A 22071-nucleotide genomic window follows, 5' to 3' on the forward strand; every position below is an offset into this window, starting at 1 on the left:
TCACCCCTCCTTCTCACTCGCCCGCAGCGCCGCGACGACCGCCTGCCCAAGCGCGAGGCCACCGTCGTTGGGCGGTACGACACGATGGGTCAGCACCTCGAACCCCGCCGACCGCAGGCGGTCCCGGCAGGCGCGGAGCAGCAGCACATTCTGGAACACGCCTCCCGTGAGGCCTGCCAGCCGGACATCCCGCTCCCGGCCGACCTGTGTCACGAGCTCGGCGACGGCCACCGCCACCGCCTCGTGGAAGGCCGCCGCCAGGTCCGCGACCGGCGTGCCACCGCGCATCCCGTCCACCAGGCCGTGCAGCAGCGGGGCCGCGTCGAGCGTACCGTCGGCGCCGACGGCGAGCCGCAGCGGTGGCAGGGGACCGTATCGGGCCGACGGGGCCGCCGTGGCCGCGAGCCCCTCCAGTTCGATCGCCGCCTGCCCTTCGTAGCCGACGCGGTGGCGGACCCCGAGCAGCGAGGAGACCGCGTCGAACAGCCGTCCCATGCTGGTGCAGTCGACGCAGCCCGTGCCACTGGCAAGCTGGGCGCGCACGACGCGGAGCTCCGCGGCCTCACACGCGGCCACCGGAGGCAGGTCGGGCGACCAGGGGATGCCGGCGGAGGTGAGGTGGGAGAGCGCCATCCGGCAGGGGTTGCGGACCCCGGCGTCGCCTCCGGGGAGCGGTACGGCACGCAGGTGGCCTGCCCGGGTGAAGCGGTGGCCGTCCGCGCCGAGCAGCAGCACCTCGCCGCCCCAGATCGTGCCGTCGGTGCCGTAGCCGGTGCCGTCGAAGGCGACCCCGACGATCGGCTCGCCCAGGCGGCCGTGCTCGGCGAGCAGCGAGGCGACGTGCGCGTGGTGATGCTGCACGAGCTCCACCGGCCGGTCGCCGGCATGGCGCTCGGCCCAGCTCCGGGTGAGGTAGCCGGGGTGGGCGTCGGCGGCCAGCCGGACCGGCCGCACGTCGTACAAGGTCGTGAGCTGGGTGGCCGAGCGTTCGAAGGCCCGCAGCGTGGCGAGGCTTCCCATGTCGCCGATGTGCGCCGAGGAGAACGCGTGCCGCCCGCCTGTGACGCACAAGGTGTTCTTCAGCTCCCCGCCGACCGCCAAGATCGCCTCAGCCGGGCGGCCCAGCCTGACCGGCAGTGGCGCGTACCCGCGCGAGCGGCGGATGGGGAGTTCGTGATCGTCGACGATGCGGACGACCGAGTCGTCGCACGGCACGTGTATCGGCCTGTCGTGGGTGAGCAGCGCGTCGGCCAGCGGCCGCAGCCGGGTGCGGGCGTCCTCGTCGTCGAAGCAGATCGGCTCGTCGGACAGGTTTGCGCTGGTCAGCACGAGCATTTCGGGAATCGGGCCGGAGAAGCCGGGAACCGGGGCGAACAGCAGGTGGTGCAGCGGCGAGTAGGGCAGCATCACCCCGATCAGCGGGTTGTCCGGCGCCACGCCTTCGGCGATGGGCGCGTCCGGCCGGCGGCGCAGCAGCACGATCGGGCGTGCCGGGCCGGTGAGCGCCGCGGCCTCGGCCGGGTCGATCTCGGCCAGCCGCCGTGCCACATCGAGGTCCCTGGCCATCACCGCGAACGGTTTCCCGGCTCGTGCCTTCCGGTCCCGCAGGAGCCGTACGGCGTTCGCACTGCCGGCCAGGCACGCCAGGTGGTATCCGCCGACCCCCTTCACCGCCACCACGAGCTCGGACGCCAGCGCTTGCTGGGCCGCGGCCAGCGCCATGTCGGAGCCGATGACGGTCCACTCCGGGGTCTCGAAGGACAGCCGGGGCCCGCAATCGGGGCAGCACAGCGGCTGCGCGTGGAAACGCCGGTCGGCGGGATCGTGATACTCGGCCGAACACGCGTCGCACATGGGGAAGTCCGCCATGGTCGTCGCGGGCCGGTCGTAGGGCAGCGAACGGATGATCGAGAACCGGGGGCCGCAGTTGGTGCAGGTGATGAAGGGATGGCGATGACGGCGATCACCCGGGTCGAAAAGCTCGCGCACGCAGTCGTCGCACAGCGCCACGTCCGGCGGGACGAGCGTGCGGGCACCGCCTGCGCCGCGGCTCGCCACGATACGGAAGCCCGGGTCCGAGGCGGAGGGCGCCATCGGGTCGGCGCGCACGGCCGCGATGTCGGCCAGCGGTGGCGCGTCGGTCCTCAACCGCCTGAGGAACTCCTCCACCGTGATGCCTGGGCCCTGGACCTCGATGAACACCGAGCGGGAATCGTTGCCGACGAAGCCGACGACGCCGAGTTCGGTGGCCAGCCGGTAGACGAAGGGCCGGAATCCGACCCCTTGCACGACCCCTTCGACCGTGACCCGGCAGCGCCGGACGGCATCCGGGGTGGAGTGGACGTCCGGGGGCGCTGACGGTTTCGACGGGGCCTGCGCCGGGGTCATGTCCGCCGCCAGATCACGACGCGGTTGTTGCCCGAGTCGGCGACCGCCAGCCGGTCGCCGTGCAGCCACAACCCGTACGGCCAGCACAGGGTGTCGCGTTCGACGCCGGACCAGCGGTTCTCGCCGCCGGCCTCGAAGGAGGTCTGCCCGAGCACCGCGTCGGCCGGGCGCCCGCCCCCGGGCAGGCCGTCCCACAGCAGGATCCGGTTGTTCGCCGTGTCGGCCACCGCCAGGCGGCCGTCGTCCAGCGACACGGCGTACGGGAAGCGGAAGCCGTCGGCGCGCTGCGGCGCGTACGGGAACTCGGTGGCGCTGTGGAAGTCGGGCTGACCGAGCACGAGGTCGGCGCCGCGGTCCGCCTCCGGCCGGGGACGCCAGCCGAGGACGCGGTGGTTGCCCGCGTCGGCGACGAGCAGCAGGCCGGCGGCTCCGGTGACGGCGTGCGGCCATCGGAAGCTGGCCGGTCCGACCCCTTCGCCGCGGTTCTCCTCCCGGTGCCTCGGATCGGCCTGGCCGAGCACCAGGTCGGCCGGCCGGTCGGCGGACCCCGGGATGCCGTCCGCCCAGGCCAGGACCCGGCGATTGCCCGTGTCGGCCACGTAGAACCAGCCGTCCACGACGCCGATCCCGAAGGGCCAGTACATCGAGTTCGCCGAGCACTCCCCGCCGCGATTCGGCTCGGCCGAGGAGAGATCGCGCTGGCCCAGCACGAGGTCGGGCCGCCGGCCGGTACGTCGCGGCACCTCGTCCCACACCAGCACGCGGTGGTGCCAGGCGTCGGCGACGACCAGCCGTCCTTCGTGGACAAGGACCCCGGTGGGCAGGTGCAGCCCGTGCTCGGGTCCGCGCCCACCCGCCCCCGGGCCTTCGGTCACGCCGTCGGGCTGGCCGATGACCACGTCGGCGGGTTGCTCGTCCTGGTCCGGCACGCCATGCCAGATGAGCACCCGATGGTTGCCGGAGTCCGCCACCACCAGGTGACGGTCGTCGAGGAACACCCCGCGCGGGGAGTACAGCCAGGCCATCGTCGGGTTCGCCGGAGGCAGCGCCAGGCCGCCGGGCGCCGGGGCTCCGATCCAGGTCTGCGGTGTCCAGCCCGCGGCCAGGCTCACGTCCTGTACTCGCACCCCGCTCACGCGTCACCCCTGATCCAGACGTATCCGTCGTCGACCCGCAGGGGAAGCTGCTCAAGCTGCGCGCCCGGCATGCTCATGCACTCGCCCGACATGGCGTCGTAGCAGAATCCGTGCCACGGGCAGGTGAGGGTGCCGGCGTCGCCGTCCAGCAGCGCCGCGTCCAGCGGCATGCCCTGGTGCGCGCAGGCGTTGACGTAGGCGTTGAGCCGGCCGCCGAGCCGCACCACGATCACCTCGACCTCCTTGCCGGCGGTCGTGACCAGGCGCATCGGGGTGACCTTGCCGTCCGGGACGTCCTCGACCGGCGTGGTGCGCACCCATCCCTCCTCCCGGGGATCCCTGCCGACCCGCACGGCGCTCAGCGGGATGAGCGTCGGCGACGGCTCGTCGGGCACCACCTCGACCTTGGTAATGCCGGCGACACCGTTGACGAGCGCCTCCTCGACGCCGTCGCGCAACGTCACCGACGACATCGAGCAACCGTTGCAGGCGCCCTTCAGCCGCACGTAGGCCACGCCGTCCTCGACACGGACCAGCTCGGCGTCGCCGCCGTGAGACTGGAGCGACGGGCGGACGGTTTCCAGCACGCGCTTCGCCTCGGTGAGCGGGTCCGGCCGGATGATCCCGTGCAGCGTGAGCAGCAGGCGCACCTCGGGCTCGTCGACCAGCTCGAACAGCAGCTCACGTGCCCGCTCGTCCGCACGCATCCGGCGTACGATCGTGACCAGCCCTGCGCGGTGGACGGCCTCCACGGCCGCCTTGAGCTCCTCCGCGGTGCGCCGCGCCTCGCCGTCCAGCTCCGCCACCCGGCGCACGGCGTCGTCCACCCGCCCGGCGAGCTCGGTGAAGGCCGGTTCCGTCTGGGCCCGTTCCGTTTGGGGCTGTTCTGCCGCGGTCGTGCTCATCTCTCGTCCCTCATCCGTACCGTTCGGCCCGGTCCATGGCCTCGATCACCTTGGCCGCCAGGAGCTCGGCGAAGGCCTTCCTGGCGAGCCGGGCGAGCACGTCCGACACGGTCCCGGTGTCGTCCACGGTCACCTGCCGCTTGTGCAGGGCCTGCAACACGAACGCGGAACCGGCGGCGTCGTCGAGACAGAAGTCGGCGAACACCGCGTCGACGTACTCGTCCAGCCACACCCCCTCGCCCTGCGGGTCGGTACGCAGGCGGCGCAGCGCGTTGTCCTGGCCTTCGCAGCGCTGGACGATCCGCTCGGCGAACCGTTCCGCGGCGGTGAGCAGCATGACGTCGAACTGCTGCCGTAGGTAGGCGTCCATGGCACCTATCCCTGGGTCCTGGTCAATGTCGTCTGACGGGCGATCTCGTCCAGCACGGTGCGCACCGTGCGGACCGACTCCCCGTCCTGGAACTCCTCGAAGATGAACCGCGCCTCGTAGAGCTTGGCCTTGGCGTGGTCGAACATGCCCAGGTGCGCCAGGGCGTTGCCCTGATTGGCCAGCACCCGGGCGCGCCCGAGGGGGTCGTGCTCACGGTCGCGCACCTCGAGCACCGCCTCGTACAGCTCGACCGCCTCGACGAGGTTGTCGCCCTGGCGCCGGGAAGGCAAGTAGACCAACGCGTTGGCGAGGTTGAGCTGGGCGCTCGCCCACCGTTCCGGATGGGTCTCGGGCGTGTACACCTTCAGCGCGGAGCGCAGCGACCGTACCGCGACCCCTTGGCGTAGCTGGTCGGACGCCTCCGTCATCGGCATGGTGAGGTAGGCGATGGCCAGGTTGGCGTGGGCCGCCGCCCACAGCTCGGGCGCCTCGCCGGAGGTCACGAGCCGCAGCGCCGCGTGGTAGTGCTTCACGGCCCTGACCAGCAGGTCGCGGCGCTCGCCCGCCTCCTCGTGCAGCGTCAGCGCCAGCGTCAGGTGCATCTCGGCCTGCGCGACCCGCAGGTCGGTGCCGTCCAGCAGTTCCAGTGCCCGCTCCAGGGTGTCCACCACCTCCCGGGCCGGCCCGGACGTTCCGGGCACGTGCGCGTCCTTGCGGATCACGGCCGCGGCGCCGAGCAGCACGCCCGCCAGAGGGCGGGACACGCCGAGAGCCGGCGTCACGGCCTCGTCGAGCAGCCGCAGTGCCCGCTCGGGCTCGCCACGGTCCACGGCCTGGGTGGCCTGTGCCGACAGGACCAGTGCGGCCAGTTCGCCGTCGGCCGTGCCGAGCTCTGGAGGACCGTCGGCGCGTCCGAGGACGAAGGACACCAGGTCCACCAGTACGGCGAACGGTTCGCCGAGGTCCTCGCGCAGCCGGGCGGGATCCTCGCCGTCCGGATCGACGACGAACCGGTTGTACCTGGTGACGGGGTCGTCGCCGCGCAATTCGGCGCGTGCCCCGTCGATGTCCCCCGCCAGCGCGAGTTCGTGTGCGCGCAGCGCGGGCGGCCAGCTCTGAGGTACCCGGCCCGCCACGAGGTCGGCCCGGCACGCCTCGGTGTCCTCTCCACCGGGGACGAGGAAGAACCCCGCGGGCAGCGGGAACACCCCGAGCGGCTGCGGGCGGGCGGCGGGCTCCGCACGGACCTCGTCGATCATGTACTCACCGCTTCCACACGAGCCGTTCACGGCGACCACCGCTCCGCCTGGAGCGGCACACGGAGCGCGCCGTTCGTGTCGTCCCAGATCGCGGGGTGCGTCCCCACCGGGAACCGGTCGTCCAGCACCTCGCGGACCAGGACGCAGCGGTCGCCCTCGGGAGTGCGCTGCTTCAGCAGCAGGCCACCGCCCTGCGGTCCGCGCAACGGGATCAGCCAGAGCTCGCCGTCGCGGCGGACGGCCACCGCGGCGTCGCCGGGAAAGCGGCGCGCGGCCAGGTCTGCGCCGAGCCGCAGATATCCGTCCTCGGTGAACTCCACCCTCGGCCGCTCGGATCCGGGGGGTCTGAGCCCGGCCAGAAAGTCGTCTTCGATCAGGACGATCACCTTCTCCATGGCCTGCCGCACCGCCAGGGAGAGCTCCGCGCCCGGGTCGACGCGCTCGGCCTCGATCAGGAACACCGTGACGTCGTCGGGATAGGCGTCCTTGAGCAGCCAGTGGGCGAAGGCCAGCGCGTGGTCCCAGCGGAAGGAGTGCGTGTGCAGGCCGCCCAGCGGGGGCAGGTCGGCCACGGCGGGGCCCGGCACGCGGTAGATCGTCCCGGGCGTCGCGCCGGTCCGCGCGGCGTCGACCAGGACGACCCTGCGGGCTCCGCGCATGCGGAAGGCCACCTCCATGCCCGCGGTCCCTCCGTCCACGATCCGCGCGCCGTCGGGCACACCGTGCTCCCACAGGTGCCGGACCAGGACGGGACCCACTCCGTCGTCGCCGCGGAGCAGGTTGCCGCAGCCCACGACGAGAACCTGGCACGCGTGGACCTCCGTGCCCTCGATCGGTTCCTCATGGAGCCGCGTCATCGGATCACTTCCTCACATCGCCGTGAAAAACGAGCCGCTTCGGCGGGGTGGTCCCCCGCACGCCGGAGGCCCTCCGGCCGGTCGCCGCCGGCCGGAGGGCGCCGGAGAATCCCGGCCGACGGGTGTCAGACCGTTCCATTGATCACGAACTTGCTCAGCTCGCGTCCGGTCCTGCCGTCGTAGGCGTGCACTGTACACACCAGGCACGAATCGAAGCTACGGGCGACGTGCCCCAGCTCGACGGGGTCCTCCTGATCGACGATGCGCGAACCGACCATGGCGCTCTCGATCGGGCCGAGCACCTGGTCCCCGTCGCGAGGCCCGATGTTCCAGGCGGTCGGCGTGACCACCTGGTAGTTCGCGATCTTGCCGTCCTCGATGACGATCCAGTCCGAGAGCGAGCCGCGGGCCGCCTCGGTAGACCCGAAGCCTTTACCTTCCGCATACTCGGTCGGCTTGGTGTAGAAGCTGTCATGCAGGTCGATCTGGTCGAGCCAGGCCCGCGTCCACTTGTAGTACTTCGCCGCCTCGTGCATCCGTGCGAGCTGGCGTACCAGCACCGACGGGCCCATGGTGTTCACGATGTCCACGAAGAGGGGGTCGTTGTCCTGGTGCAGGGCGGCGTTCGGGCCGCCCGCCGCCATCCGCCGGGCCAGCGGACCCGCTTCCAGCGGCACGTAGCCCAGGCCGGGAACCTCGTAGCGCGGCGACTTCGCCCAGCTGTACTTGCCCTGGGCCCGGCCGACCTCGGGGTCGATGGGCCTGGTCTCCCCCTCGAACGGGTGCAGCGCCTTGGTGCCCTCGTAGAAGGAGTGGGTGACGTCCTCCCTGACCCGGGCCTGGTCGAAGTCGTGCCACTGCCCGTTGGCGTAGATCCCGGAGCGTCCGATCAGCGCGCCGTTGCGCCCTTCGATGGTGGGGTTCTCGTACATCGAGGGCTCGAAGTAGGTGCCGCTGGCGATGTAGTTGCCGACGCCGCCGCCGTACTTGTGCAGGCCGATGTCCAGACCGTAGCGGATGAAGAACCCGCAGTCGCTCTCGTAGTGCGAGGGCTTCTCGTCCACCCAGGCGAGCACGTCCTCCCAGGTGCGGTTCTCCAGCCAGCGGTCGACGGAGCAGCCCAGCCACTGCTTCTCGAGCCACTGGTCCTTCCAGTTCTCGAGAATGGCGATGGAGCGGGTGACGTCCGACAGCGTGGGCGCGCACATGACACCGCCGGGGACCATGAAGCTGGAGTGCGGCCACTGCCCGCCGAAGATGGCGTACACCTCGACCGGCTTGCCGGAGTACACCACCCCGGGGCCGTAGCTGGTGCCGACGTACGGCGTGAAGCGACGCACGGCCTCGTCGTACCACTTGGACTTCGCGTAGTTCTTGTTGGTCAGGTCGATGGCGAACAGAGCGTAGAAGTAGCGAGGGATGCTTTGGAGGGTCTCGCAGGCCTGGCAGATGTTGCGGATGAGCGTTGCGTTGGGCGGCATGTGGGTCCGCCAGGCGACGTCGAGCGCATAGGCGGATTTGTAGAGGTGGCTGCCGCCGCAGATGCCGCAGATGCGCGGGCAGACGATCAGCCCGGCCTGCGGGTCCTTGCCCTGCAGGATGATCTCGAAGCCCCGGAACATCGCGGCCTCGGTCCAGGCCGAGGTGACCACGCCGTCTTCAATCGTCACCCGCACGTCGAGGTCGCCCTCGACGCGGCCCAGGGGGCTGACGAACAGGTCGATCGCTGTCATTGACGGGTCAGTCCTTTCTCACGTCCGGCGCGGGCGATGGGGAACGCGGCCGGGTCACACGACGAACATGTCTTCTTTGGACCACTGCGGCGCGGCGATCTGGGCCGCGGCGGCGTGCGCCATGTACGTGAGGTGGTCGCTGCCCTCCGGGATCTCCTTGGGGATCAGCCCGCTCACCTTCTGGGTCTTGAACACCGTGCCGGGCGCGAGGTCGAAGAACGGGAACTCCGGCTCGGTGCACCCGGTGCAGGGCATGCCGGCCCGGGTTTTGGACGACTGGCGGTTCCACAGGATCCGGTTGCACGGAGAGTGGGTCATCGGGCCGCGGCACCCGAACTCGTAGAAGAGGCATCCGCTGCGTGTCCCCTCGCCGAAGGATGTGGTCGACTGCTTGTACTCGAAGAACTGGACGCGGGTGCATCCGGTCTGGGTGAACGTCTTGAAGAAGGTCTGCGGCCGGTGCAGCTCGTCGAGCGCGATGTCACCGGCCCGTCCCGTGGCGAGCGCCACGATGATCTGCGTGATCCAGTCGGGATGCGCGGGACAGCCGGGGATGTTGATCACGGGCAGGCCCATCCCTGAGCGGAAGTCAGGGCCGAGGAAGCCGCCCCGCTCGCGCTTGTGGAACTGCAGGCCGGTCGAGCCCGAAGGGTTCGGCTCCATGGCGGGGATCCCGCCCCAGCACGCGCAGTCCCCGATCGCCACGACGATCTGGGCGGCCGCCGCGAGATCGGTCACCCAGTCTTTCATCGGCCGGCCGGCGAAGATGTCGTAGCGGCCGGTGCCGTCAGGCCCCTCGATGACGGTGCCCTCGAAGACGAAGATGTCCAGCGGTTTCGTGCCCTGGGCGCAGTCCCAGAACAGCTTCTGCGCGTGCTCGCCCAGTTCGAGACCGAGCGAGGGGTGCCAGAGCAGGTCCAGCCCGAAGTCCGTGACCAGGTCGACGACGTTCGGTTCCTCGGCGTTCAGGAACGACATGGTGTTGCCGCTGCAGGCACCGCCCTGGAGCCACAGCACTGATGACATGGGATCCCCTTCCGGAACTTCTCCGTACCACGGCTCCGCGGGACGGACATGAAAGGCGGCGGCGCGTGCCGCGCCGTGGTCAGGTTTCGCTGATCTCGCGCCCGAGCGCTCTCGCCACCTGGATCAGGAAGCCGAGCCCGCGTGCGACGTCGTCGTCCTTGAGGGTTCGCATCAGCGAGAAGACACCGATCGGCCCCATGGGCTCGAGCCTGGCCTGCTCGGCGCCCTTCCGCAGGGATCGGGCGGCCAGCGAGACCAACTCGACGACCTCCGGATCGGTGAGCTCCGACTTCAGCAGCAGCTCCAAGCCGGGCGTCGCCTCGGAGACCGCGCCCGAAAGGGTGCGCAGGCTCGTTGCCAGTTTCGGAAGATCAAGCGGTTTCAGCGCCTCGGGCGCGGCGGCCATCGCGCCGCGCAGCTCTCCGACCGCCTTGGCGAGACCTCCGGCGATCGTGTCCCCGCGCCGCACGAACCCGTCGAGGCCCGTCACCAGGATGGCCAGCAGGTCGGCGTGGTCAAGCAGGTCGCACAGCGCCTCGGCCACGCGGGGGTCGTCGAGCTTCGACAGCACGGAGTCGCCGTGAGGCGGCGCGGTGAGCTGACGGTCCGATGCCACATGTGCCTCCGTGAAGGACGCACTTCTTAACCGGACGGAAAAGAAGTTGACATGAACAGGAGAGGCCCAATGTTAGGAATGCCGTACGCTGGCTGACTATCACTCAGGCGCACGCGCTGCCACGATTGCGCACAATCACTGCCATCTGTGCGAAGATCAGCGGCGCAGCAGGGGGAATCGAGTCGATCATGTCGCGGCTGGCCAAGTTCACTTTCATCGACGCCAGGCGCACGGCCAACCCCGTACGCCCACGAGCCCGCTCGCGCGGGATCCCCCGCGCGCTCGAAGCCCACGAGATCTTCTACACCGATGATCTCCACGACGCCTCCCTGCTGATCGGGCAGGCCCTCTCCGACAACCGGCTCACCCTGACGGGCTTCGACTCCAACCGCTTCGCCGCGAGCCTGCACGGCGTGCGACTGCGCGACGTGTCGATGCTGTACATGGACCTGCACGTCGCCGCCACGTTGGACTTTCCCGTCATCGGCCCGTACATCGCGGTGCACATGCCGATGAACGGCCGGGCGTTGTGCGACCAGGGCGGCCGCAGGCTGGAGGCGAACACCACCCGCGCCATCATCACCTGTCCCGGGCAGAGCGTCGTCATGCGCTTCGACCACGACTCGCCACAGCTGATCATCCGCATCGAGCAGGAGGCGCTCACCCGTTACGTCGCCCGGCTGCTCGGCAGGACATTGACCCGTCCGATCGTCTTCGAGCCCGAGATGGAGCTGATCAGCGACACGGCGGTGCGCTGGAACGGCGCGCTCCAGCTCCTGAACACCGAGATATTCCACACCGGATCACTCGTGCAGCGCGGGCACGGCGTCGGCGCGCTGGAAGAGCTGATCATGAGCAGCCTGCTCTTCGTGCAGCCGTCCAACTACTACGAGCAGCTCGTACGACCGACGGGCAAGCCGGCCAGGCCCGCGGTGCGGCTGTCCCTCGACTTCATCGAGGCCAATCTGGCCGAGCCGATCACCATGAACGACATCGCCCGGCACGTGAACATGAGCGTCCGGGCGATCCAGCAGGGATTCCAGGCCGAGCTCGGCACCACGCCGATGAGCTACCTGCGCGACCGCAGGCTCGAACGGGCGCGCGAGGAACTCACCGACGCGATCCCGTCCGACGGCGTCACGGTCACCCACATCGCCGAGCACTGGGGCTTCACCCACCTCAGCAACTTCGCGACGCTCTATCGCAAACGCTGGGGCGAATCACCGTCCGACACCCTCCGCAATGGGTCCTCAACCTCCTCGTGAGGCCCAGGGGCGGATCCCCAGGGTTGGAAGCCCCGTGCCTTAACGTGTAACCTCTGCGAAATCCCCGGGCACCCACGAGGGAGCCGGTTGCCATGCACGAACTGTCGATCTGCCGCTCCATCGCCGGCATCGTCACCGAACACGCGGATGAACGACCGGTGCGCACCGTGCACGTCCAGGTCGGCCATCTGCGCCAGATCGTCCCCGACACCCTGGTCTACTGCTGGTCCATCGTCATCCAAGGCACCGCGCTCGACGGCTCGGAGCTGCGGGTCGAGAGCATCCCGGCACGCATTCGCTGCACCGAATGCGAGCACGCCGAGACGCTCACCGCGCCGGTCATGCGCTGCGGGTCGTGCGGGAGCCCGCGGGTGTCGATCGTCGCGGGCGAGGAATTCCTGATCACTTCGCTGGAACTCGCGGAGGCGTGAGCATCGATGGGACGATTCCATCAACACGACGGACACGAACACGAACACGGGCACGGCCACGGGCACACCACGGCGGCCGGCGGTGGTCACGATCTCGGCGACCACTCGGGCTACCAGACCGGCGCCGAGCGCGTCGACGTGCTCGAGCGGATCTTCGGCGAGAACGAGCGTACGGCCGCCGGAAACCGCGCCGATTTCGACGCGGCCGGGGTGACGGTCGTCAACCTGATGTCCTCGCCGGGAGCCGGCAAGACCTCCCTGCTCCGCGAGACGCTGCGGCGCCTTCAGGGCCGTGTCCGCGTCGGCGTCATCGAGGGCGACATCGAGACCAGTCTGGACGCCGATCGCCTGCGAGGCTTCGGCGCGGCCGTCGCGCTCGTGAACACCGGCGACGGCTTCGGCGGCGAATGCCATCTCGACGCGCCGATGGTGCGCTCCGCGCTCCCCCGGCTGCCCCTGGACGAGCTCGACCTCGTCGTCATCGAGAACGTCGGCAACCTCGTGTGCCCCGCGGAGTTCGAGGTCGGCGAGCACGCTCGCGCGATGGTCTACTCCGTCACCGAAGGCGAGGAGAAGCCGCTGAAGTACCCGGTCATGTTCCGCACGGCCGACCTGGTCATCGTCAACAAGATCGATCTGCTGCCGTACCTGGATTTCGACCTGGACGCGTTCTACGCCAACCTGCGCGCGGTGAACCCGGCCGCGACGGTCATCGAGACCAGCGTGAAGAACGGCGAGGGAGTCGCCGAGTGGTGCGCCTGGCTGACCGATGTCAAGTCCGGTACGTAGCTCCGGGCATGCCGGCGGGACCGGGCGCGGCTGAGCCCGGTCCCAGCCCCGGCCGGATCCGGCGCTTCAGGGACGGTGGACGATGAAGCTGAGCGCCGTTGTCTGGCGCCCGAGCGAGGCGTCGTACGCGGTCACCCGCACATGGCTGCCCGGATGGGCGGCGCGACACTCCCGCACCTGCGCGAGCGCGACCGCGGGGTCGTCCAGGTCGAACAGCGGCAGCGCCCACATGTCCCAGTAGATGTTCCTCGGGCTGGGGTCCTCGGTGTGCTCGACCCCCACCGCCCAGCCGCGCCCGACGGCGTAGCGAATCTGGGCGAGGATCTCGTCGTCGGACAGGTCGGGAAGGTAGGAGAAGGCTCCCTGGGTGATTCTCATGGTGTTCCTCTCACGCGCCCGCGGGCGACATGACGTCGGGCTGGTCGGTCGACTCGAAGGCGAACTCCACGTCGCCCCAGGTCGCGAGGGCCGCCGCCAGCTCCGGTGAGTGCTTGGCGGCTTCCTTCAAGATGGCCGGTCCTTCGATCGCCAGGTCACGGCCCTCATTGCGGGCCTTGACCACGGCTTCGAGCGCGACCCGGTTGCCGGTGGCGCCCGCGGCCACGCCCATCGGGTGGCCGATGGTGCCGCCCCCGAACTGGAGCACCACGTCCTCACCGAGGTGGTCGACGAGCTGGTGCATCTGCGCGGCGTGGATGCCGCCCGAGGCGACGGGCATCACGCCGGGCATCGAACCCCAGTCCTGCTCGAAGTACAGGCCCTGTTCCGGGGAGACCGAGGTGAACGAGTCGCGGCATGTCGCGTAGTAGCCCTTGGTCACCTGGGCGTCGCCTTCCAGTTTGCCGACCACGGTCCCGGCGTGGATGTGGTCGACGCCGAGGAGCCGGCACCACTTGGCGATCACCCGGAAGCTGACGCCGTGGTTCTTCTGCCGCGTGTAGGTCGAGTGCCCGGCACGGTGCAGGTGCAGCAGCACTCCGTTGTCCCTGGCCCACTTCGACATCGACCCCATCGCGGTGAAGCCGATCGTGAGGTCGATCATGATGATCGGGCTGCCGACCTCCTTGGCGAACTCGGCCCGCTCGTACATCTGCTCCATCGTCGCGGCGGTGCAGTTCAGGTAGTGCCCCTTGATCTCCCCGGTCCGCTCCTCCGCTCTCCTGACGGCTTCGCTGACGAACTGGAACCGGTCCCGCCAGCGCATGAACGGCTGCGAGTTGATGTTCTCGTCGTCCTTGGTGAAGTCGAGCCCGCCCCTGAGCGCGTCGAACACGACCCTGCCGTAGTTCCGCGCCGAGAGCCCCAGCTTCGGCTTGATCGTCGCACCGAGCAGCGGCCTGCCGTACTTCCCGAGGATCTCGCGCTCCATCACGATGCCGTGCGGCGGCCCCTGGAAGGTCTTGACGTACGCAAGGGGGATGCGCATGTCCTCCAGCCGCAGCGCCTTCACGGCCTTGAACCCGAAGACGTTGCCGATGATCGACGACGTCAGGTTGGGGATCGACCCCTCCTCGAACAGGTCGATGTCGTAGGCGATGTACGCGATGTACTCGCCGGGACGCACCTCGTCGACCCGGTACGCCTTGGCCTGGTAGTGGTCGTACGCCGTCAGCCGGTCGGTCCACACGACCGTCCAGGTCGCGGTGGACGACTCGCCCGCCACCGCGGCCGCGGCCTCCTCCGGCGGCACCCCCGGCTGCGGGGTGATCCGGAACGCGCACAGCACGTCGGTGTCCTTGGGCACGTAGTCCGGGTCGTAGTAGCCGAGCTTCGCGTAGGGGATGACCCCTGAACTCAATCTGTCCATGGCCCTACCCTCCATCGCCGATTGTCCAGTTGTCTATTGAGAGTTCTGTCGTGATAATCAAGTAAAAGCTTGATGGAGTGTGTGATGACGCTGACCCAGTTGCGAACCTTCCTGGCGGTGGCGGAGACCGGCTCGGTGCGGGCGGCGGCCAAGCGCCTCGTGGTCACCGAGTCGGCGGTGTCGGCGTCGGTGGCGGCGTTGCAGCGGTCGCTCGGCCTCCAACTCCTGCGCCCTTCGGGCCGCGGGCTGGAACTGACCGAAGCAGGAGAGGTCTACGCCGGATACGTGCGCCGATCGCTCGGCCTGCTCGAATCGGGACGCACGGCCGCCCTAGGCGAGACCGACCCCGAGGGCGGCGAGCTGAGGATCGCCGCCGTGACGCCCGCCGGGGAGCAACTCGTCCCTCGCCTGCTGCATGCCTTCCGCCAGGCCCATCAGCGGGTCCAGATAAATCTGGAGATCGGCAACCGGGAGCGGGTCCACGAGCTACTCGACCGTCACGAGGTGGACCTCGTCGTCGGTGGCCGTCCCCCCACCGGATGGACCGTGCTCGCCATGCGCCGGCACGAGTTGCTCATCGTCGCCGCTCCCGTGGAACCACCAAGAGGCGACGGGCACACCGCTCGCATGGAACCACCGGAAGGCGACGGCCACACCGCTCGCATGGAACCACCGAAAGGCGACGGGCCCGCCGGAACGCCGGAACCATGGGAACGGCGCCGCGCATGGCTGGAGGACCAGACCTGGCTGCTCCGCGAGCACGGGTCCGGCACCCAGGCGAGCACCCAGGTCCTGCTGGAGGAGCTGGACATCGCGCCGCCGACGATGACCATCGGCTCCAACGCCGCCATCAGGGAGGCCGTGATCGCGGGCCTCGGGGTCAGCCTGATGTCCCGGGACGCGGTGGCACGCGACCTGGCATCAGGCGCGATCGCCGTGCTCGACACCCCGAGAACGCCCCTGCGCCGAGACTGGCACCTCATCGCCCACCCAGGCGGCCTGCCCGCCACCGCGGCCCTGTTCGTCCGCCACGTCGTAGCCTCGGGAGAGTTCACCACCCCCGCGCACCCGACCCCACCGCATCCACCGCATCAACGGCCCTGCTGAGGGCCGCTGTGGCATAGGACCGTCTCCACGCTTTCAGGGGATTGTCAGGCAGCCGTGACCGCCGGAATGCCGTATTAGAGCAGAGGGCACTGGCGGAGCGTTCGGTCGTGGTCATCGCTTGATCGTCGTCAAGGCCTGACCTGAAGATCGACCTTGAGTGATCCACCGTGTGTGTCCTTCTACGCACCGAGAGTATTCATCGTTGCAGCTCACACGACGTGCGATCTGTGAGTCGATGTGCCGATGGACTGGATGGTCTCCCCGGGCTCCGGTTGTCAACTGTGGCTGTCGGCGCTGCTGACTGTCTGGCGATACGAGATCGTCAGTGGCCGGCGGCATGTGGTGTGTCGGTGGCCGCGGCCTCGTCGTAGGCGATAAGGGTGGAGTGGCCGGCGCCGAGATGCCGGGCGGCGGCGACCGGTTCCTGAGCGTCGTGGTGTCGCAGGGCGATGGCGAGCCTGGGTGTGCTGTACCTGGGCAGATGGCAGCCTGGTTGCCGCCGTCGACTGGGCCGAAGCTGAGGTCACAGCTCACTCCGCGAGGGCCCGTTGCCCTGGCATGACGAACAGGATCTCTCCTTGATCGCCTCTGGCACCACCAGTCCTGCTGTGCTCGAACAGCTTCAGCGCCGATCCGCCGACCCGAAGCGGCGCATCCTGTTCACCGGCGCGACCATCGTCACCATGGACCCCGACTCCGGTGTCCTGTACGGCGCGGACCTGCTCGTCGAAGGCGACACGATCCTCGGCGTCGGCCCTGGCTTGAGCCGGGAGGGCGCGGTGGTCGTCGACGCGACCGGCACGATCCTGGCCCCCGGCTTCGTCGACACCCACCGGCACGCCTGGGAGACGCAGCTGCGCCGGATCATGCCGGACGTCGACGACCTCGGCGCCTACGTCATGTCCACTCTTGCCGGTTACGCCACGGTCTACCGGCCCCACGACATGTACGTCGGGACGAAGCTGGCCGCTCTGACGGCGATCGACAGCGGCATCACGACCATGCTCGACTTCTCCCACAACTCCCGCACCCCCGAGCACTCCGACGCCGCCGTCGAGGCTCTCGTCGACAGTGGCATCCGCGGTGTGCACGCTTCCATGGGCCCGCATTTCGGCGACTGGGACAAGCAGTGGCCCGGTGACCTGGCCCGGCTCAAGGAGAAGTACTTCGCCAGTGACGACCAGTTGCTGACCCTGCGGCTGGCCGCGCTGGCCACCGACGAGATCGCCGGGGCCGCTCTCGCCTACGGCCCCGAACTCGCCCGCACGGCGAAGGAACTGGGCATCGGGGTGAGCGTGGACGCCGTGTTCGGTATCTCTTCCTCGCAGGCCGTTCTGGAATGGGAGAGGGCCGGCATCCTCGGCGCTGACCTCACCCTGATCCACGCCACCGGCCTGACCCCCCAGGCGTGGAAGGCGATCGGGGAGAGCGGAACGACCATTGCCCTGGCCCCGACCTCGGACGCCCAGATCGGACTGGAGACCGCGATCCCCGCAGTCGACGAGGCCCTGTCGGTGGGGGTGCGGCCGGGTCTGAGCATCGACGTCGAGGTGGCGTTGGTCAGCGACATGTTCACGCAGATGCGGGCCCTGCACGCCATCCAGCGGATGCGCGCGGTCAACGCCGTCTACGGCACCGACCGGCAGCCGGCCCGCATCACCACCTACGACGTCCTGGACTTCGCGACCCTCCAGGGCGCCCGTACCAACGGCCTGGACGGCGTCACCGGTTCGCTCACTCCGGGCAAGAAGGCCGACCTCCTGGTCATCCAGGCGGAAGACCTCAACAACATGCCGCTCAACGATGCGGTCGGCACCATCGTCCTGGGCTCGGACGCGCGCAACATCAGCGCCGTCCTCATCAACGGCGAACCCCGCAAATGGAACGGCCAGGTCCTCGACGTCGACCTGCGCGCTCTGCGCGACGAGGTCCACGCCTCCCGCGAGTACGTGCTCAACACCCCCGCGGCCTGAGCACCGTCCCTTCGCTTCGAAGATCCGAGCAGCACCTTCTCCAGGCTTCAGGGAAGCGGTGCGCCGCCTCACCCGGCCCGGAGAGCGGGGCGCGCACCCGCCATCTCGCGGGAGAGAACGGGACTGCGGCAGAGCCCGCGCGCCCGGCATCAGGGCCTCACCCAGCACCACCGACGACACCGAAAGCAGATACCGACATGCCCACCACATCCTGGACGGCGCCGCGCCGCGACGACGAGGTCCTGCGCGCCGTGGGTGACCCGCAAGGGTGCCCGCTCCTGCTGACCGGCGGCACGGTCATTACCGGCGATCCGCTGCTGGGCGACTGGCAGGAAGCCGACGTCCTCATTGGCGGTTCCGTGATCGTGGGGATCGGCCCCGGCCTGCTGACCGCGGCCGGGGACGACAACATGATCGTCGTCGACTGCGCGGGCACCCTCGTCCTGCCCGCCGCCATCGACTTCACCGCCCCACACACCAGCGCCACCCTGACCCCGGGCCGGGCCGCCGACATCGCCGTCCTGCGCCTGGCCGACACCCCCGGAATACCCGTCGGCGCGGTACCGGCCCGCGGCGGCCACCTCGACCTCCTGGTCACCGACGGGCAGGTCCGCCTCTGGAACGGCCGCCCCCTCGACGCGGCCGGCACCACCACCGCGCCGGCCCCCGCGGGTGCGCCCGCCCACGACCCGGCGCATCCCTTCCTGGGGATGTGGGTCGACGACGACGGCTTCGTGCGCCAGGAGCTGCTGCCCGACGGGCGCTACGACGAGGCGCGCGGGGAGCGCCCCAGCGCCTACCAGGGCCGCTACTGGATCACCGGTAACCGCATCGACTACCTCGACGACCTGGGTTTTTGGGCCTTCGGCGAATTCCAGGACGGCAGCCTGCACCACGCCGGCTACCGCTTCACCCGCCGCTGACCACGCCACCCCACGTCTTTCCCCGGCCGATCGCACCTCCCTCGTGCGATCGGCCGGCCCGTACCCCCGGAGTCCGCATGTCCCGTCCCACCCTCACCCCCCGGCACCCGGCCCAGGCCGGCGCACCGCTCGCACCCCCTGACCGGGCCCCCGCCACCGCGGCAATCGCGCTGCTGACCTCGCTCGGTGTCCTGGTCGTCGGCCAGATGTACACCGTCCTGGCCCTGCTCCACCCCATGGCCCTCTCCCTGCACACCACACCCGAGAAGATCACCTGGACCGTCACCGCGTTCGGCTTCGCCTACGCCGCCGGATTCCTTCTCGCCGGCCCCCTCACCGACCGGTACGGGCCACGCGCGGTGATGACCACCGGGCTGGCGGCGGCAACGGCAGCCACCGCTGCGGTCAGCACGGCCCCGGACCTGACCTGGGCCATCACCCTGCGCATCGTCCAGGGACTGACAGCCGCGACATTCGCGCCCGCCGCGTTCTCCTACATCGCCCACCACCTCGCACCACAGCGGCGCGCGATCGCGCTGACCTGTGTCACCAGCGGCATGCTCGGGGCCGCCGTCCTCATGCAGATCGCGGCCCAGGCCGTGGCGGCCGGGCCCGGGTGGCGCGCGGTGTTCCTCATCAGCGCCGCCCTCATGGCCCTGAGCCTGCTGCCCGTGCGCCGCACCCTGAGCCCCACCCCGCGCCGGGACACCGACGGTGGCCTGCTCCGGGCCTTCACCGCGATGCCGCGGCTGCTGCGCAAGGGCCGCCTGGTTGCCCTGTACGCGGCCACCGCGACCCTGATGGGCGCATTCGTCGCCGTCTACACGGCCGTGGCCGCCGCCGGACCGCCCGGTATCGCCGGGCACCCCGGCGCGATCCTGGCCCTGCGGGCGAGCGCGCTGCCCGCACTGATGGCCGTCCCGCTGCTCGCGTCCCTGCTGTCGCGGCTGGCCGCGCCGCGGCGACTGGTGCTCGCCCTGGGGACGGCCGCCGTCGCCGTCGCCACCGCTTCCCTGCTCGGCGGCCACGCCATCGCCTTGGCCGTGGCGCTGCTGCTGTTCGTGGCCGCCGTCGCGACCGGGGCGCCCGCTGTCGTCGAGACCGTGAACGCCACCGCCCCGCACGCGCGGGGCGCGGCCGTCGCCCTCTACGCGTGCAGCATGTTCATCGGCGCCAGCCTGGGCCCGCAACTGGCCGGCGCCCTGACCGGGCAGGGCTTCGGCATCATCCTGCGCGTCGCCGCCGCCGGGCTCGTCCTGGGTACCGTTCTAGCGCTGCCGACCCTGCGCCACCAGCACCCGGAGTAATCTCCTTCCATTTCGTGCAGGTGAGCCCCTCGCACCACATGGTGCGAGGGGCTCACCTGCACGAGGCCGTGCCGCTGCGTTACTGCTCCGTGGCGGATTCCTGGTGGCGTGTGACGTGGAGGCTGCCGAGCAGGGCGAGCGCCTGGGCACCGGGGCTGCCGGGTGCGGCGTGGTAGATCACCAACTGCTGGCCCGGCGCTCCGCGCACGTCGAAGGTCTGGTAGGTCAGGTCGAGGGCACCGACGTCGGGGTGAACGAGCTCCTTACCGTCCCGGGTCTTTCCGTGGACGGTGTGCGAGGACCACAGGGCGGCGAACTCCTCGCTCTCCTGAGACAGGGAGCCGACGAGGTCGTGCAGACGCCGGTAGTGCGGGTCCAGGCCCGTGGCGTGACGCAGTCCGGCCACGACCGCCTCCGCAGCCCGCCCCCACTGCGTGAAGAAGCTCCGGGCGGCCGGGTCGAGGAACGTCATGCGGGCCATGTTGTCCATGTCCTCGAACGGCGAGAACAGCGCGTCGGCCAGCGCGTTCGACGCCAGGAAGTCGTTGGCCGGGTTCAGGACGAACGCCGCGGCGCTCGAGTATCCGTCCAGCAACTGGCGCAACGCGGGACTCACGCTCTCTCGCGGCTGCGGCCGCTGACCGTCCGGCGCGGTACCGGCCAGCCGGAACATGTGCTCCCGCGCCTGCTCGTCCATCCGCAGCGCACCGCTGATGGACTCCAGGATCTGCGGAGACGGGCTGCGCTCGCGGCCCTGCTCCAGTCGGGCGTAGTAGTCGCTGTTCATCCCGGCCAGGACGGCCACCTCCTCCCGCCGCAGCCCCGCCACCCGGCGCGCACCGTAGGAGGCGAGCCCGACATCGTCGGGCCGCAGGCGGGCGCGGTGGGCGCGCAGGAAGTCTCCGAGATCATTGCTGCTCACCCCTCCAGGCTACGCCGCCCTCCGCCCCGCTGCCTGGGTGCGCCGTACCCAGGCACGACTCGCCCTGGCTCGCGCCCGCCGACCCGCCCACGCTGGTGATCAGCACAGTCAGACGAGAAGGAGCGCAAGGTGAAAAAGCAGTCGAGCGGGCCGCGGGAAGCCGTCGGGCGAAAGACCGGTGACGTGGACGTGGTCGGGATGTGGGTGACCGCGGACGGGCACATCCGCCAGGAGCTGCTGTCCGACGGCCGCTACGACGAGGCCCGCGGTGGCCACCGCAGCGCCTACACCGGCCGCTACACGGTGACCGGCAGCCACCTCGACTACGTGGATGACACCGGCTTCACCGCCACCGGCGACATCCGCGACGGCGTGCTCTTCCACGAGCACCTCGTCCTGTACAAGGAGGAGCAGGCGTGACCCGCACGGCGAGGACCTTCCTGATCACCGGCGTCAGCAGCGGCCTGGGCCGGGCGTTCGCCACCGCCGCCCTGGACGCCGGCCACACCGTCGTCGGCACCGTCCGCAACGACACCGACGCGACGGCGTTCACCGTCCCGGCCTGGAGGGCACCTTCGAGGAGACGCCCCTGGCCGACCTGCGCGCCCAGTTCGACGTCAACGTCTTCGGCGCCGCCGCCACCGTGCAGGCCGTCCTGCCGTTCATGCGCGAACGCCGCCGCGGCCACATCCTGGCCGTCACCTCCATGGGCGGCCTGGCCACCTTCCCCGGCGTTTCCGCCTACTGCGGCAGCAAGTACGCACTGGAAGGCATCCTCGAAGCCCTCGGCAAGGAAGTCGCCGGCTTCAACATCCACGTCACCGCCATCGAACCCGGCTCCTTCCGCACCGACTGGGCCGGCCGCTCCATGATCCGTACGCCGCGATCCATCCCCGACTACGACGAGGTGTTCGAGCCCATCCGCGCCGCCCGCCAGACCGCCAGCGGCAACCAGCTCGGCAACCCCGCCAAGGCCGCCGCCGCCCTTCTGCGCATCCTCGACGAAGCGAATCCGCCGGCCCACCTCGTCCTCGGCTCCGACGCCCTGCGCCTGGTCCGAGCCGGACGCGAAACCGTCCAGAGCGACCTCGACACCTGGGAAGACCTCACCCTGTCCACCGACTACACCCCCGACGACGCGCCGTAAGTCGGTGCCGCCGGCGCACACGCGCCGCCAACCTTGGGGCCATCCTCACCACGAATCTCCTGATGTCACCGGGTCGCGCCGCCTACGCCAGGCCCGTCGCCGCTTGTTCA

Annotated in this window: 21 protein-coding genes; 9 read left to right on the forward strand and 12 right to left on the reverse strand. The window is 70.3% G+C overall.

Features of this window, described 5'->3' with window-relative positions; all coding sequences use genetic code 11:
* The 9 genes from hypF to AB0M95_RS22870 form a co-directional block, all read right to left on the reverse strand.
* Positions 1-2388 carry a carbamoyltransferase HypF gene (gene hypF / locus AB0M95_RS22830; protein ID WP_363767919.1) on the reverse strand — a complete coding sequence of 796 codons (2388 nt, stop codon included), beginning with the start codon at positions 2386-2388 and terminating at the stop codon, positions 1-3.
* On the reverse strand, positions 2385-3524 hold the full coding sequence (locus AB0M95_RS22835; RefSeq protein WP_363767922.1) for an NHL repeat-containing protein: 1140 nt from the start codon (positions 3522-3524) through the stop codon (positions 2385-2387). The genes hypF and AB0M95_RS22835 overlap by 4 nt, the downstream gene beginning before the upstream one ends.
* Complete coding sequence (locus AB0M95_RS22840; RefSeq protein WP_363767924.1) at positions 3521-4429, reverse strand: NifU family protein; 909 nt, start codon at positions 4427-4429, stop codon at positions 3521-3523. The genes AB0M95_RS22835 and AB0M95_RS22840 overlap by 4 nt, the downstream gene beginning before the upstream one ends.
* Before the next feature lie 10 nt (positions 4430-4439).
* Positions 4440-4799 (reverse strand): hypothetical protein, encoded by a 360-nt coding sequence (locus AB0M95_RS22845; RefSeq protein ID WP_363767927.1) that lies wholly within the window; start codon positions 4797-4799, stop codon positions 4440-4442.
* Positions 4800-4804: 5 nt separating this feature from the next.
* The gene (locus tag AB0M95_RS22850; protein WP_363767930.1) at positions 4805-6058 is read right to left on the reverse strand and encodes a tetratricopeptide repeat protein; all 1254 of its coding nucleotides are present in this window, start codon (positions 6056-6058) and stop codon (positions 4805-4807) included.
* Positions 6059-6084: 26 nt separating this feature from the next.
* The gene (locus AB0M95_RS22855; protein WP_363767933.1) at positions 6085-6915 is read right to left on the reverse strand and encodes a hydrogenase maturation protease; all 831 of its coding nucleotides are present in this window, start codon (positions 6913-6915) and stop codon (positions 6085-6087) included.
* A gap of 125 nt (positions 6916-7040) precedes the next feature.
* Positions 7041-8648 carry a nickel-dependent hydrogenase large subunit gene (locus AB0M95_RS22860; RefSeq protein ID WP_363767936.1) on the reverse strand — a complete coding sequence of 536 codons (1608 nt, stop codon included), beginning with the start codon at positions 8646-8648 and terminating at the stop codon, positions 7041-7043.
* Positions 8649-8702: 54 nt separating this feature from the next.
* A complete protein-coding gene (locus AB0M95_RS22865; RefSeq protein WP_358525089.1) occupies positions 8703-9674 on the reverse strand; it encodes a hydrogenase in 972 nt (323 codons plus the stop codon).
* A gap of 79 nt (positions 9675-9753) precedes the next feature.
* The gene (locus tag AB0M95_RS22870; RefSeq protein ID WP_358525087.1) at positions 9754-10290 is read right to left on the reverse strand and encodes a DUF1641 domain-containing protein; all 537 of its coding nucleotides are present in this window, start codon (positions 10288-10290) and stop codon (positions 9754-9756) included.
* A gap of 125 nt (positions 10291-10415) precedes the next feature.
* Between AB0M95_RS22870 and AB0M95_RS22875 the strand changes: the two genes are divergently transcribed.
* From AB0M95_RS22875 to hypB, 3 genes are all read left to right on the forward strand, one after another.
* Complete coding sequence (locus AB0M95_RS22875; RefSeq protein WP_363767940.1) at positions 10416-11555, forward strand: AraC family transcriptional regulator; 1140 nt, start codon at positions 10416-10418, stop codon at positions 11553-11555.
* Positions 11556-11647: 92 nt separating this feature from the next.
* Positions 11648-11986, forward strand: coding sequence for a hydrogenase maturation nickel metallochaperone HypA (locus tag AB0M95_RS22880; protein ID WP_358525083.1), 339 nt, complete (start codon positions 11648-11650; stop codon positions 11984-11986).
* A gap of 6 nt (positions 11987-11992) precedes the next feature.
* The gene (gene hypB, locus AB0M95_RS22885; RefSeq protein ID WP_363767944.1) at positions 11993-12775 is read left to right on the forward strand and encodes a hydrogenase nickel incorporation protein HypB; all 783 of its coding nucleotides are present in this window, start codon (positions 11993-11995) and stop codon (positions 12773-12775) included.
* 66 nt (positions 12776-12841) lie between these two features.
* On the opposite strand, the gene AB0M95_RS22890 is transcribed toward hypB, so the two are convergent.
* Both AB0M95_RS22890 and AB0M95_RS22895 read right to left on the reverse strand, forming a co-directional pair.
* Positions 12842-13153, reverse strand: coding sequence for a ribulose bisphosphate carboxylase small subunit (locus tag AB0M95_RS22890; RefSeq protein WP_363767947.1), 312 nt, complete (start codon positions 13151-13153; stop codon positions 12842-12844).
* 10 nt (positions 13154-13163) lie between these two features.
* Positions 13164-14582, reverse strand: a complete 1419-nt coding sequence (locus AB0M95_RS22895) for a ribulose-bisphosphate carboxylase large subunit (protein ID WP_358525073.1) — start codon at positions 14580-14582, stop codon at positions 13164-13166.
* 84 nt (positions 14583-14666) lie between these two features.
* Between AB0M95_RS22895 and AB0M95_RS22900 the strand changes: the two genes are divergently transcribed.
* From AB0M95_RS22900 to AB0M95_RS22915, 4 genes are all read left to right on the forward strand, one after another.
* Complete coding sequence (locus AB0M95_RS22900; RefSeq protein WP_363767950.1) at positions 14667-15689, forward strand: LysR substrate-binding domain-containing protein; 1023 nt, start codon at positions 14667-14669, stop codon at positions 15687-15689.
* 608 nt (positions 15690-16297) lie between these two features.
* Positions 16298-17662, forward strand: a complete 1365-nt coding sequence (locus AB0M95_RS22905; RefSeq protein ID WP_363767953.1) for an amidohydrolase family protein — start codon at positions 16298-16300, stop codon at positions 17660-17662.
* A gap of 197 nt (positions 17663-17859) precedes the next feature.
* Entirely contained in the window at positions 17860-18585 is a 726-nt protein-coding gene (locus AB0M95_RS22910; protein WP_363767956.1) for an Atu4866 domain-containing protein, read from the forward strand.
* Between the two features lie 77 nt (positions 18586-18662).
* The gene (locus tag AB0M95_RS22915) at positions 18663-19892 is read left to right on the forward strand and encodes an MFS transporter (RefSeq protein WP_363767959.1); all 1230 of its coding nucleotides are present in this window, start codon (positions 18663-18665) and stop codon (positions 19890-19892) included.
* 79 nt (positions 19893-19971) lie between these two features.
* On the opposite strand, the gene AB0M95_RS22920 is transcribed toward AB0M95_RS22915, so the two are convergent.
* Positions 19972-20814: a helix-turn-helix transcriptional regulator gene (locus AB0M95_RS22920; protein WP_363767962.1), complete on the reverse strand. Its 843-nt coding sequence runs from the start codon at positions 20812-20814 to the stop codon at positions 19972-19974.
* A gap of 129 nt (positions 20815-20943) precedes the next feature.
* Here AB0M95_RS22920 and AB0M95_RS22925 point away from each other — a divergent pair, with 129 nt between their 5' ends.
* Positions 20944-21234 carry an Atu4866 domain-containing protein gene (locus AB0M95_RS22925; RefSeq protein WP_363767965.1) on the forward strand — a complete coding sequence of 97 codons (291 nt, stop codon included), beginning with the start codon at positions 20944-20946 and terminating at the stop codon, positions 21232-21234.
* Positions 21146-21961, forward strand: coding sequence for an oxidoreductase (locus AB0M95_RS22930; RefSeq protein WP_363767968.1), 816 nt, complete (start codon positions 21146-21148; stop codon positions 21959-21961). The genes AB0M95_RS22925 and AB0M95_RS22930 overlap by 89 nt, the downstream gene beginning before the upstream one ends.
* The last annotated feature ends 110 nt before the right edge of the window (positions 21962-22071 follow it).

It is taken from the genome of Sphaerisporangium sp. NPDC051017 (assembly GCF_040683095.1).
Classification (GTDB): domain Bacteria; phylum Actinomycetota; class Actinomycetes; order Streptosporangiales; family Streptosporangiaceae; genus Sphaerisporangium.

Coding starts and splice junctions, on each gene's coding strand:
- hypF (WP_363767919.1), bottom strand. CDS start 2,388: ATGACCCCGGCGCAGGCCCCGTCGAAACCGTCAGCGCCCCCGGACGTC.
- AB0M95_RS22840 (WP_363767924.1), bottom strand. CDS start 4,429: ATGAGCACGACCGCGGCAGAACAGCCCCAAACGGAACGGGCCCAGACG.
- AB0M95_RS22845 (WP_363767927.1), bottom strand. CDS start 4,799: ATGGACGCCTACCTACGGCAGCAGTTCGACGTCATGCTGCTCACCGCC.
- AB0M95_RS22850 (WP_363767930.1), bottom strand. CDS start 6,058: ATGATCGACGAGGTCCGTGCGGAGCCCGCCGCCCGCCCGCAGCCGCTC.
- AB0M95_RS22855 (WP_363767933.1), bottom strand. CDS start 6,915: ATGACGCGGCTCCATGAGGAACCGATCGAGGGCACGGAGGTCCACGCG.
- AB0M95_RS22860 (WP_363767936.1), bottom strand. CDS start 8,648: ATGACAGCGATCGACCTGTTCGTCAGCCCCCTGGGCCGCGTCGAGGGC.
- AB0M95_RS22865 (WP_358525089.1), bottom strand. CDS start 9,674: ATGTCATCAGTGCTGTGGCTCCAGGGCGGTGCCTGCAGCGGCAACACC.
- AB0M95_RS22880 (WP_358525083.1), top strand. CDS start 11,648: ATGCACGAACTGTCGATCTGCCGCTCCATCGCCGGCATCGTCACCGAA.
- hypB (WP_363767944.1), top strand. CDS start 11,993: ATGGGACGATTCCATCAACACGACGGACACGAACACGAACACGGGCAC.
- AB0M95_RS22890 (WP_363767947.1), bottom strand. CDS start 13,153: ATGAGAATCACCCAGGGAGCCTTCTCCTACCTTCCCGACCTGTCCGAC.
- AB0M95_RS22895 (WP_358525073.1), bottom strand. CDS start 14,582: ATGGACAGATTGAGTTCAGGGGTCATCCCCTACGCGAAGCTCGGCTAC.
- AB0M95_RS22900 (WP_363767950.1), top strand. CDS start 14,667: ATGACGCTGACCCAGTTGCGAACCTTCCTGGCGGTGGCGGAGACCGGC.
- AB0M95_RS22910 (WP_363767956.1), top strand. CDS start 17,860: ATGCCCACCACATCCTGGACGGCGCCGCGCCGCGACGACGAGGTCCTG.
- AB0M95_RS22915 (WP_363767959.1), top strand. CDS start 18,663: ATGTCCCGTCCCACCCTCACCCCCCGGCACCCGGCCCAGGCCGGCGCA.
- AB0M95_RS22930 (WP_363767968.1), top strand. CDS start 21,146: ATGACACCGGCTTCACCGCCACCGGCGACATCCGCGACGGCGTGCTCT.